The following is a 12753-nucleotide window of genomic DNA, read 5'->3' on the forward strand; positions in this document are numbered from 1 at the left end:
ACCTACTTAATATAAAGCCACTTTAAAAGCTTTATAAGCACGTTACTTTGCTTGAGTAACATACCAACTCGCGGATTAAATGAACCTGAAACTAGCGTGTTTTTAGCATGGCTAAAGGTTAAAAATCCTTCTTTACCATGGTAATGCCCCATACCTGAGTGCCCAACACCACCAAATGGTACATCATCTGCTGTAACTTGCACTAGCGTGTCATTAACAGCAACTGTACCGCTGAGTGTTTGCTTAATAATATAGTCTTGAGCAGATTTATCTTGCCCTAAAATATAAAGTGCTAATGGATGGTGATGTTGTTTAATGTAATCAATAGCATCGTCAAGTTTGTTATAACTCATTATTGGTAATATAGGGCCAAATAATTCATCCTGCATGAGCTGCATTTCATCGCTTACCTGTGTAACAATATGCAGCCCCATACGGTGTTTTTCTGCATCTTGCTGGTTTTGCTCAAGCGGTTTTACAATCGTTGCACCGAGTTCTTGTGCTTGCGCTAAATAACCCGTTAAACGCTTGTAATGTGCATCGCTAATAATCGATGTTAAGTTTTTACCTTCAACACCCTCTTTAAAATGCTTTTTATAAAGCTCACATAATTGCTGAATGAGCTGATGCTCAAGTGCTTGTGGTACCAATACATAATCGGGTGCGACACATATTTGCCCAGCGTTAGCCATTTTCCCAAATAGTAACGTTTGCGCTGCTTTTTTAATATCAGCCTGCTCGGTAATAATAACGGGTGACTTCCCCCCAAGTTCAAGTGTTACTGGTGTTAAGTTATGACTCGCTGAGGCCATCACCAATTTACCCACCGCAGTTGAGCCCGTAAACAATAAGTGAGCAAATGGCAACGATGAAAACTCACTTGCAACCTCACTGCCGCCCTGAATTACTTTGCAGTGCTCTTGTATTTCGGCGCTAAATAATTTTTCAAGTACCACATTTGTGTGTGGTGTAAATTCGCTCAGTTTTAACATCACTCTATTACCTGCGGCAATCGCTGTTACAACAGGTACTATGGCTAATTGAATAGGGTAATTCCACGGTGCAATAACACCAACAACCCCTTTAGGCTGATAAGTTACACTGCCTTTTGAAGGCCATAAACTTAAACCAACCGCACGATTACTTGGTTTAGACCAGTTAGGCAATTTTTTTATTATATGCGCAAGTGTTTGTACTGTAGGCAGAATGTCGCCAAGTAAAGTGTCAAATGCCGTTCGGTAGCCAAAATCTTTTGAAACTGCATCTACAAGCTCTTCTTCAAGTTCAACAATTCGTAATCGGAGATTTTTTAGCAACGTAATACGTTTATTGATTGGTAAATAAGGCGTACTTAGAAAGGCATCTTGTAACCCATCAAACTGTGTGGTTAAAGAAACTGTATTAGAAGTGTCAGTGGTCAAAGTAGGTTACTCAATTTTCAAAGTTACTACAGATAATAACCCTGAACTGTTTTTCGAGCAATCACACTAATTTAGCTATAATAGCCAAACAAGTAAGCATTAAGAGTCGTTTTGCCCAGCACTGAGATGATAAGCAAAACGACTCATATCGAGATAGCTATAAGCTAAGTTTAAGTTTGTTTAAAAATTAAATACTTTTGCTGCAATAGTCATCGTCACTAATGTAATTAAAATTATCGCAATAATATTAAGCATAAACCCTGCTTTTATCATATCTCGTATTTGTATTTTCCCCGAGCCAAAAACAATTGCATTTGGTGGTGTTGCCACTGGCATCATAAACGCACAGCTACATGCAATAGCTGCTGGAATAACCCAAACTAAAGGCGATCCGAAAATACTTTCCGCAACAGGGCCTAAAAGAGGTAAAAAACCAGCGGCAGTAGCCGTGTTACTGGTTATTTCGGTTAAAAATGTAATTAACGCAACAACCACTAATACAGCCATAACCAGAGGTATTGCGCTTGCACCTTCAATTAAATGCGCAATGTATTGTGCTAAGCCAGATGATTTTATTTGCGAAGCGAGTGATAACCCTCCTCCAAATAATAATAGTACTCCCCATGGTACTTTCGATGCACTCACCCAATCTAAAATTCGTTCATCACTGCCTTTATTGGCTGGTAAAACAAATAATAACAATGCAGCCGCTATTGCTATTGCTGTATCTGAAATTTTAAGTCCAGAAAAATCAGCGAGTAAAGGTCTAAAAACCCAACAAAGAGCGGCTAATACAAACACATAAAACACCCCTTTTTCAGCACGCTGCAAAGGACCAAGGGTCGTCAGTTCTTTTATAAAAACAGATTTACTGTCGTGTAAATGTTCTGTTTTTTCATCAACCTTGTAGCTGAATTTTGTGAGCCAAACCCAACATACTATCAACATAACAATTGCTAACGGAACACCAACAAGCATCCATTGACCAAACCCTATTTCGATTTGATAGCTTTCTGACAAATAGGCCGCCATTAAGGCATTCGGCGGTGTACCTATTAGTGTTGCAATTCCTCCAATGCTCGCACCATATGCAATAGATAACAAAAGTGCTTTAGCAAATCCATCATCCTCTGAGTTTGATTCGCTCACTAAGTGTATGATTGAAAGTGCAATTGGTAGCATCATTACTGTTGTTGCAGTATTTGACATCCACATAGATAAAAATGCTGTTACCAACATCATGGCTAAAATCTGTAAACTCGGCTTTTTACCCGCATAAAGCATCGTCGTTAACGCGATCCGTTTATGTAGCCCCCAACGTTCCATCGCAATGGAGATCAAAAAACCACCTAAAAATAAAAATATTAAGGGGTGTGCATAAGGCGCTGCGGTACTTTTTATAGGTGCTATATCAGCAATCGGCGATATAACAAGTGGCAATAATGATGTTGCAGGTATTGGCACAACTTCACTAACCCACCACGATGCCATCCAAAAAGCTAACCCTGCGGTTTTAAATGCAAGACCAGACATACCACTAGGAGGGTCTATCAAGCACGTTAATAACATTACAGCAGGGCCAAGCCATAATATAATTTTTTGCGTTAATGTATTTTTCACTGGCTCGTTTTTTATAATTTTCTGAGTCATAATTTGCCCTTAAAATTTGTACTTGAGACCAAGTGCGACACTATTATCCGCATTTTCTTGGAGATCTAAATCGGTATACAAAAGATACGCTGTGGTTTGCTTGTCAAAGACATAGTCAAGTCCAGTACTCCACTGAATCGCTTTTGACTCTTGACGAATTGCAGAGTCATCTTTAGCAAATTGTAATTTTGGAACCCATTTATCAATTGTATAACTTGCACTTAATACATAACCGTTGCCTGACTTAGTCTCATCAACTGATTCCGAATGTTGGTACAGTGCACCTAGCTGTAATTTCTCAAATTTATACACGCCCACGATTCGGCTAGCTGTAATATTGTTCAAAGAATCAACCCTACTTAATGAGACGTAATAAGGTGTATTATTTAAATTACGGTCACCGTAGATTAGCGTCGCTGCAAACCCTGCTTTGTTATTTTTATTATCGTCTTTTGGAGCATAGGTAAACGAAAACTGAGCATTAGACCAATATTGAGATGTGTATGTAAGCGTATCACCAAGCCGATCTTGCCCAGCAATTACCTGCGCCATATCACCTTGGGTTTCATTGAAGTTATCTAATTTTCCTTCGGAGTATTTAAAGCGCGTATCGTTTCTACCTATAACGATTTCACCAAACGCCCCTTTTAGACCCAAATAAGTATTACGTGCTGTAAACGGCTCTTCTGTATCATCCTCTTCAAAGCCTTTCACCTGTACTTCGTATTTAAAAACTGCACTTAAGTATTCATTTAATTTATGCTGACCTTTTATACCAATACGAGAAAAAGGCGCTTCAATTTGCGTACCTTCTTTGGCGTAGCGCATAATACCAGTGTCGGTATTTGCGATTTGAACTTCTGCTTTACCGTAAACGGTATAATCAGCGGCTAAAGTAATACTGGGCAATATTGCTAAACTACTCAGGGGTATAAGCAAAGTAGATAGGTGTGTTGTTTTTATCATTGTGCGTCCTAATTATTAGAATCAACTTATTGTCAGCTCTAATAAGGCAAATTTACTGCCAATGATATAAAAACCTTTTTTTTCATAATCTTAAAAAAAATTGCTGTTATTATTTATACAAGCGTGTGCGGTTAACCGCACACTTAGAAATACATATTGTCACTAAATCCGCACAACTATTCCGTAAACATATCTCGATTAAGATTATATTTACTCATTTTATCGTAAAGTGTTTTACGCGCAATTTGCAGTGTTTCCATGGTATTTTTAATGCTTCCATGATTTTGCTCAAGCGCATATTCAATCAGTGATTGCTCATAAAAAGCCACTTTTTCTGATAAGCTCAAATCAGGAGATAATCCACCAAACTGCTGCGTATTAACCTCGGTAAAGGCAAGTTCGGCGCCAAGTAATACCGCACGTTCGGCTTGGTTTCTGAGCTCTCTTACATTACCAGGCCAATCATAAGCAACTAAGCGCTGTTGTATTTCGCTGTTCAGGGGTGCTGGAGGCTTGTGATAGCGCGTTGCAGCAATGGAACTAAAATGCTTAAACAATAAAAGTATATCTGCTTTTCGCTCTCGTAAAGGCGGAATATTTACTTTAACTAAGCTCAACCTGTAATATAAATCAGCTCTAAATTCGCCTTTCTCCACCAAGGAAAGTAAATCAACTTTTGTCGCAGCTACAATCCTTATATTTAAATCGATGGCTTTGTTATCGCCTACAGGGGTTACTTTTCGCTCTTCTAATACGCGCAGTAATTTAACTTGCAGCGACATTGGGGTACTTTCTATTTCATCTAAAAAGACCGTACCGCCTTGTGCATATTCAAACTTACCTTTACGGCTTTGCGTAGCACCCGTGTATGCTCCACTTGCTGCGCCAAACAGTTCGCTTTCTATTAATTGCTCTGGTACAGCCCCACAGTTAATCGCCACAAAGTTACAACTCGAACGAATACTCTGATCATGTAAATAGCGTGCTACGAGCTCTTTTCCTGTGCCGGTTTCGCCTTCAATCATTATATCTGTTGGCGTATCTATTACTGTATTTAATAAATGCATCATATGTTGCATTTTGGGCGTATCCCCCAATATACGTACACCCGGCGCAGATGCTTTTTGCACAACCACTTTTAATGCGCGGTTTTCCATAACAAGACTGCGCTTATCACAAGCTCTGGCAATACAATCAAGTAGGTGTTCGTTCAGCGGTTTTTCGAATAAATCGTATGCCCCTAATTGCATCGCTTTTACCGCAATGGACACGTCGGCATAGCCGGTTAAAAATATCACAGGAAGCTCACTGTCAAAGGCTGTGATTTGCTCGAGTAAAGTTAAACCGTTCATTGTGGGCATATTAATATCGCTAAGCACAATTCCATTATACCGTCGGCTAAGCTTACTAAGAGCCGTACTTGCGTCGTTAAAACACTCTACTGTATAACCTTCTAGTGTGAGTAGTTGTTTTAGCGAATCTCTGATCATCGCTTCATCATCAATCACTATAATGTGTTTACACAACAAACTATCAATCATGCTTATCCCCCTGCTTACTTGAAAGACTAATAATAAATTCAGCCCCGCCTTGCAATCTATTGTGTGCGCTTAAAGAGCCATTAAATGAATCAATAATCTGTTTTGATATTGATAACCCTAAACCGAGACCTTTGCTATCTTTAGTGCTGTAAAAGGGCTCAAATAAATGACTAAATACATGTTGTTCAATACCCGAACCGGTGTCTAAAATAGAGAATTTAACGCGTTCTTCAAAACATTCCAAATTGAAGGTCAAATTACGTTCAACAGCACCATTCATAGCTTGGCTGGCATTGGTAATTAAATTAACCAGCACTTGTTCAAACTTAAGAGCATCAACCCAAACGATGACTGCTTCATCAAATTGCGGGGGCTCTACCTGCACATTGTCTTGCTTTAACTGCGCGCTAGAAATCATTAATGCATTATTAACAAGCGCAGCAAGCGGGTATGGTCTTAATTGCATCCCTGATGGTTTACTAAAGTGCTTCAGCTGCCCTACAATCTTATGCACTCGCTCGACTAGCCCTTCAATAATAACCAAACTTTGACTTAAGGCTTCGTAATTACCTTTTGCTAATAGCCGCTTAGCACTTGCTAGGTATGTATTAATTGCACTAAGAGGTTGGTTTATTTCATGATTTATACCAGCACTCAGCTGCCCTATAGTAGCCAGTTTAGCTGATTGCACTAGAGCCGTTTGTACCTTTTCAAGCGTTTGGGTACGCTCTATTACTTTTTGCTCAAGACTATGCCTTGAATAAAGTAATTTTTTATATCCAGCAAAACGAGCTAATAAGCTATACCCAATAATAATTATAAAACTGTAGATAATAATAACCCAAAATAAGCGCGATATTTGTGCGCTATCGACCTTTGATACATCGACAAGAATATGCATTGTGGCATTAAAGTTATTGAGTTTCATTGAGGACGAAACATATCGCTGTTTATCAATTTTAAATTGCGTCGTACTTTGGCTCTGAGACTGATACTGCTTTATGTATATCGGTTGATGATCCAGATAAGAACGGCTAGATTTGATCTCCTGCTTTGCAGTAATTCCGAGCTGAGTAAAGCTATTCAAACGCCACTGTTCAATATCAGACATGGCAATAACGTGATCGGGAAGTTGTAAATAAAAATGGCTCCCTTTCGACGTGTTTAGCAACTCTCTATCATTTTCGAACTTACTCACATTAACTTTTAAAACCACTACTCCAATGGCTTTATTATCACTATAAACTGCTTGTGAAAAATATATGCCTCGTTTATTTGAACGTATACCAAGTGCAAAATAGGCCACTTTATCATCCGTAAAAGCACGTTTAAAATAGGGTCTAAAAGCATAGTTACTGCCCAAAAAAGTGTAATCAGTCTGCCAATTACTACTTGCAATAACATCACCTTGCGTATCCAACACAAAGATGTCAGACGCACCACTGGCTTGCTGAATATCAGCTAGATAATTATTAATTGCGCTATAATGTTGTGGTGATCCTGATACAAAACTTATCATCAACTCATTATAAGTTAATAACTCTGGGATCGCAGAAAAGCGTGCAAGTTCAGTATCAATATAATTATTTAATTGAGTAACTTGGCGTTCAGCCTGAAGGTTTGCTTGCTCAATATCATGAGTTCGTCCGAGAAAAAATGATATCAACAAAATAAATATGGGTAATATACAAGTAATAATGATTCTTTTAGAAAGAGAAAACATACTGACCCACAAAGTAACCTGATGAATTTAAAGAACCTAGTTTAACGGCTTATTAGTCATAGCGATATAAACTTTTGTTGACAAAAATCAGAGCGAGTAAAAAAAATCACCGCAACCAAAAATGTTCACGGTGATTTTTTATTATACCAATTCACTTCATTAAGTTATCTATTTTGAGGTAGTAAACATTGCCGATAACAAGGTAAAAAATCGTTATTTAGTTGTTCCCAGCAATGACTTCTACATTGTTTTATCTACTGCATCCATGGCGTTGTAAATCAGAAATTTTGACTTCTGTTAGCCTCAGGCTTTATCCCTTAAATTGATAACGTATTATTGCAAATTGATATAGAGCATTATCTATTCGCTAAATTAGCTTGCAGTTACAGCTCTTCGATTTTTAACATATTTGTATAAACCAATTAATGACGCTGCAATCCAGAATATTTCGATTACAAAACTGGCTAAGTTAAAGTTATAACAAAGGCTGATCAACAATAAAATGGCCCCTGTTAAATTCATCATATTGTAAATTAAGCTAGTTGGAGATGTTTTACCTAGCTGCAGTAAAAAGAATGAGCCAACGACTAAAAAAGTGCCTGTCATACCTATGATGTCAAATAAGAGTGCTATCACGAAACTATCCTTTATCCATTTTTAAATAACCCAAAAAACTGGCCCGATCCGTGGGGAGGGTATTTTTTCATTCATTGAAACAGCAAAACCGAGCGATTCTATCAAGATGATAAATTCTAACAAGGCCATATGTCCGTATAAGCAATATGCTTATTTAAATGTAACTTTACCACCAATAATTTTATAAGCGGGTATCCCTCTTATCACAGCAGGCCTTGCAAAAGGACGATTACAGTTAGGGCAAATACAGGGCTCTTTTGTGAAATTTTGGCTAATACGTTCTATAAAACATTTAACAAGCGCTCCTTTACCGCCCTTTCGATACTTAAATAAGGGGGTTTTACAAGCAGAACAAAAAATATCAACCGTTTTTGTTGGCCCTTTTTTATTTGGTTTAGCCATAATTAGTCATTAATTCAAAGTAATACCTAAAGTGTAACAAGACTAAGGCCAAATACCCAAAATTAGGCCCATTAAAGAAAATTGTAAAATATGAAAACTACCATTAATTAAAAACAGCTTCATCGGCCGTTGCTCAAAAATATAACTAAGCCCAAGTGAACTACTAACCCAAAATACACCGATAATAAATCCAGTTCCTACACTTTCACCAACGTTAGGGTTTTCACCTAGAAACAATGCAAGCAAAAAAGTGGCTATAAAAGATAATAAAAAGCTCCCTCCAAAAATTAATTTTGGATCTGCTGATTGCAAATCTAGCTCTGTTAAACCACAACTTTCAAGCCAAGCTTGTTTAAACATTCTATTTGAATACCAAATGCCACCAAGCATAAAGCAAGAGAGCGCGGCAATTAATACCGCAAAATAATCAACATCAGAAAAATTCATATACTGCCATAACTTATGCATGAGAGGTTATTTGACTGTAGTTAATAATTATTAAAGCGGCAAACTCATAATCTGGAAACTAGGGCCTTATATGGACTCCCCGTAAATATCAAAAAGAAAAAGTTAAAATATCCCCAGTTTTGCACCAGTTAATGTAATAAGATCGGTTGTCATTAATTTCACTTCTAAACCGCGTTTTCCTGCACTTACATATACGTGCTCAAACTGTGATGCACTACCATGAATGTAGGTAGCGAGGCGTTTTTTTTGTCCCAGTGGACTTACCCCTCCTAAAATATACCCCGTACTGGCTTGTACTTTTTGTGCAGCCGCCATCGCCACCTTTTTAGATGAGGCTAATTTTGCCAATTGCTTTAAATGAATTTGTTGAGAAACAGGTGTTACTGCAACAATTAATTCGCCTTCATGTGTTTCAAGCACTAATGTTTTAAATACTTGATGGCTATTAAGCTTTAACTTTTCAACTGCTTCAAGCCCATAGTGATTATTGCTAGCGTCGTGCTCGTAACTTAAGACATCAAACGAGATTTTTGATTTTTTCAATAGATCGATTGCAGGTGTCATAATACTTAATCATTTTTTATTAACAGTAACAAAAATAAAATTTAAAGCAAAAAAAACGACGCTAAAAAGCGCCGTTTCATTATTTATAATAATTTAAATTTACTTAGTTAAATCATCAAAAAACTTTTTAACACCGTCAAAAAAAGCCTTGCTCTTTAGGACGGTTTTTAGAGCTATCTGTGCCCATGCTTTCATCTAATTCAGTCAGTAGTTCACGTTGACGCTCGTTCAAATTAACTGGCGTTTCGATTACCACTTTACAAATTAGATCGCCTTGGGCACCACTGCGTACAGACTTAACACCTTTGCCACGCATACGGAACATTTTTCCCGTTTGCGTTTCAGACGGTATTTTAAGTTTTGCACGACCATCAAGTGTCGGCACCTGAATTTCGCCACCAAGGCCTGCTGTCGTAAAGCTAATTGGTACTTCACAATATAAGTTATTCGCTTCACGTACAAATATTTCATGCTCGCGAACCGATACTTGCACGTACAAGTCGCCAGATGGCGCGCCGTGCATTCCGGCTTCGCCTTCACCTGTTAAGCGAATACGGTCACCGGTATCAACGCCAGCTGGAATCTTAACTGAAAGCGTTTTGGTTTTTTCTACGCGGCCTTGACCATGACACTTGTTACAAGGATCTGAAATAATCTGACCTTGTCCTTGACACGTTGGACATGTTTGCTGCACAGCAAAGAAACCTTGGCGCATTTGCACTTGGCCAGCACCATGACAAGTAGTACATGTTTTAGGTTTAGAACCCGCTTTAGCACCACTGCCGTCACATGGCTCACAACCCACCCATGTAGGTACTTTAATTTCAACTTCTTTACCACGAACCGCTTCTTCTAAGCTTAAGTCCATGTTGTAACGTAAGTCAGAGCCTCGTTGCTGACGAGATTGACGTCGACCACCGCCGCCACCAAAAATATCGCCAAATACGTCGCCAAATACATCACCGAAATCACCTTGGCCGCCGCCGAAACCACCATGGCCACCACCGCCGCCTTGCTCAAATGCCGCATGACCATGCTGGTCATACATTTGGCGTTTTTGCGCATCGGTTAAAATTTCGTAGGCTTCTTTAACCTCTTTAAACTTTGTTTCGAGATCTTTATCGCCTGCGGTACGATCTGGATGATATTTCATCGCTAAGCGTTTATACGCTTTTTTTATGTCTCGCTCACTCGCATCTTTGCTTACGCCGAGGGCTTCGTAATAATCGCGTTTTGACATATCTATCACACTACTCTTTTCTATTTGCAGCGTAAGCTGCTGGATAAACCGATAAATCGCATCGATTTATCATTGAATTTGAACCTTAAACACATGCAAAAGGCGCGACAAGCTATTGCTCGCGCGCCTCAATTGTTCATCCTAACCTAAACACTCAACTGAGTTAAGTGTTTTTGGCTAGCGAGAAGCATTAGCAACAATTATTTGTCGTCTTTCACTTCTTCGAACTCTGCATCAACAACGTCGTCGTCTTGCTTAGCTGATTGCTGTTGCTCGCCTGCATCTGCTGAACCTTGCTGCGCTTTCGCTTGAGCAATTTCCATCAGTTTTTGAGACTTTTCAGCAAGCGCTTGAGTTTTAGCTTCAATCTCTTCTTTATTGTCGCTCTTAATAGCCGCTTCTAAATCTACAACAGCCGCTTCAATCGCTTCTTTGTCTTCGCTTGGTAATGCATCGCCAGCTTCTTCAACTTGCTTACGTGTACCGTGAACTAAAGCATCAGCTTGATTACGGGCAGCTACAAGTTCTTCAAACTTTTTATCGTCCTCAGCATGTGCTTCTGCATCACGAACCATCGCTTCAATTTCGTCATCGCTTAAGCCTGAAGATGCTTGAATCGTAATTTTTTGCTCTTTACCTGTATCTTTATCTTTAGCAGATACATGTAAGATACCATCGGCATCAACATCAAATGTTACTTCGATTTGTGGTGTGCCACGTTGTGCTGGACGAATACCTTCTAGGTTAAATTGACCTAGAGATTTATTGTCGCTTGAACGTTTACGCTCACCTTGAAGTACATGAATTGTTACAGCAGATTGATTATCTTCAGCTGTTGAGAATGTTTGCGATTTCTTAGTAGGAATCGTCGTGTTTTTCTCAATCAATGCAGTCATTACTGAACCCATTGTCTCAATACCTAGAGATAATGGAGAAACGTCTAGTAATAGTACATCTTTAACGTCACCAGCAAGTACACCACCTTGAATCGCTGCGCCTACGGCTACTGCTTCATCAGGGTTAACATCTTTACGAGGCTCTTTACCGAAGAACTCTGCAACGATTTTTTGTACTAAAGGCATACGTGTTTGACCACCAACAAGAATAATGTCGTTGATGTCGCTTACTGATAAATCAGCATCAGCAAGTGCACGTTTAAGTGGCTCAATTGTTTTAGTTACTAAATCTTCAACTAGTGACTCAAGCTTAGCACGTGTTAGTTTCACGTTCATGTGCTTAGGACCAGATGCATCAGCAGTTACATACGGAAGATTTACTTCAGTAGATTGTGCAGATGAAAGTTCAATTTTTGCTTTTTCAGCAGCTTCTTTAACACGTTGCATTGCAAGCGGATCATTTTTAAGGTCTAAGCCTTGATCTTTCTTGAATTCAGCTACTAAGTAGTTGATTACACGGTTATCGAAATCTTCACCACCTAAGTGAGTGTCGCCGTTTGTAGCAAGTACTTCAAAAGTGTGCTCACCTTCAACTTCATCAATTTCAATGATTGATAAATCGAAAGTACCGCCACCTAAGTCATATACTGCAACGATGTTTTCGCCACGGTTTTTATCCATACCGTAAGCCAGTGCCGCAGCAGTTGGCTCATTGATAATACGTTTAACTTCAAGACCCGCAATACGACCAGCATCTTTCGTTGCTTGACGTTGTGAATCATTAAAGTATGCAGGTACTGTGATTACGGCTTCAGTTACTTCTTCACCTAAGAAGTCTTCAGCTGTTTTCTTCATTTTTTTCAGTACTTCAGCAGAAATTTGTGGTGCAGCACGTTTTTCGCCGCCCGCTTCTACCCATGCATCGCCGTTATCAGCTTTAACAATTTTAAACGGCATGATGCCGATATCGCGTTGTACTTCTTCGTCTTCAAAACGACGACCAATTAAACGCTTAATTGCAAATAATGTGTTTGTCGGGTTAGTAACCGCTTGACGCTTAGCAGATTGACCTACTAATGTTTCGCCGTCTTGCGTGTAAGCAATAATAGACGGGGTTGTGCGATCGCCTTCCGCGTTTTCAATAACACGTGCTTTGCCACCATCAAGTACTGCAACACAAGAGTTTGTAGTACCTAAATCGATTCCAATAATTTTACCCATGAAACTTCTCCAACTTCAATATTCG

The 12753-nt window shown here is 39.0% G+C and carries 10 protein-coding genes and 1 pseudogene; all 11 read right to left on the bottom strand.

Annotated elements, in window-relative coordinates; translation table 11 throughout:
* Positions 1-2: 2 nt before the first annotated feature.
* The 11 genes and pseudogenes from P20495_RS16540 to dnaK all read right to left on the bottom strand — a co-directional run bounded on the left by P20495_RS16540 (position 3) and on the right by dnaK (position 12728).
* On the bottom strand, positions 3-1421 hold the full coding sequence (locus P20495_RS16540) for a coniferyl aldehyde dehydrogenase (protein WP_008134329.1): 1419 nt from the start codon (positions 1419-1421) through the stop codon (positions 3-5).
* Between the two features lie 180 nt (positions 1422-1601).
* A complete protein-coding gene (locus tag P20495_RS16535) occupies positions 1602-3071 on the bottom strand; it encodes an SLC13 family permease (RefSeq protein ID WP_007375522.1) in 1470 nt (489 codons plus the stop codon).
* Positions 3072-3080: 9 nt separating this feature from the next.
* Entirely contained in the window at positions 3081-4037 is a 957-nt protein-coding gene (locus P20495_RS16530) for a porin (RefSeq protein WP_007375523.1), read from the bottom strand.
* A gap of 176 nt (positions 4038-4213) precedes the next feature.
* Positions 4214-5578 (bottom strand): sigma-54 dependent transcriptional regulator, encoded by a 1365-nt coding sequence (locus tag P20495_RS16525; RefSeq protein ID WP_008134330.1) that lies wholly within the window; start codon positions 5576-5578, stop codon positions 4214-4216.
* Positions 5571-7301 carry an ATP-binding protein gene (locus tag P20495_RS16520; RefSeq protein ID WP_008134332.1) on the bottom strand — a complete coding sequence of 577 codons (1731 nt, stop codon included), beginning with the start codon at positions 7299-7301 and terminating at the stop codon, positions 5571-5573. Before P20495_RS16520 ends, P20495_RS16525 begins: the two co-directional genes overlap by 8 nt.
* Before the next feature lie 372 nt (positions 7302-7673).
* On the bottom strand, positions 7674-7937 hold the full coding sequence (locus P20495_RS16515; protein ID WP_008134333.1) for a hypothetical protein: 264 nt from the start codon (positions 7935-7937) through the stop codon (positions 7674-7676).
* Between the two features lie 150 nt (positions 7938-8087).
* Entirely contained in the window at positions 8088-8339 is a 252-nt protein-coding gene (locus P20495_RS22410; protein WP_007375527.1) for a hypothetical protein, read from the bottom strand.
* A gap of 42 nt (positions 8340-8381) precedes the next feature.
* On the bottom strand, positions 8382-8786 hold the full coding sequence (locus P20495_RS16505; RefSeq protein WP_007375528.1) for a DUF1761 domain-containing protein: 405 nt from the start codon (positions 8784-8786) through the stop codon (positions 8382-8384).
* A 123-nt stretch (positions 8787-8909) separates the two neighbouring features.
* Complete coding sequence (gene ybaK, locus P20495_RS16500) at positions 8910-9371, bottom strand: Cys-tRNA(Pro) deacylase (protein ID WP_008134337.1); 462 nt, start codon at positions 9369-9371, stop codon at positions 8910-8912.
* 99 nt (positions 9372-9470) lie between these two features.
* Positions 9471-10611 (bottom strand): annotated as a pseudogene (gene dnaJ, locus P20495_RS16495) (molecular chaperone DnaJ).
* A gap of 200 nt (positions 10612-10811) precedes the next feature.
* Positions 10812-12728: a molecular chaperone DnaK gene (gene dnaK / locus P20495_RS16490; protein WP_008134339.1), complete on the bottom strand. Its 1917-nt coding sequence runs from the start codon at positions 12726-12728 to the stop codon at positions 10812-10814.
* Positions 12729-12753 lie beyond the last annotated feature (25 nt).

Source organism: Pseudoalteromonas sp. BSi20495 (assembly GCF_000241185.1).
In the GTDB taxonomy this organism is placed as follows: domain Bacteria; phylum Pseudomonadota; class Gammaproteobacteria; order Enterobacterales; family Alteromonadaceae; genus Pseudoalteromonas; species Pseudoalteromonas fuliginea.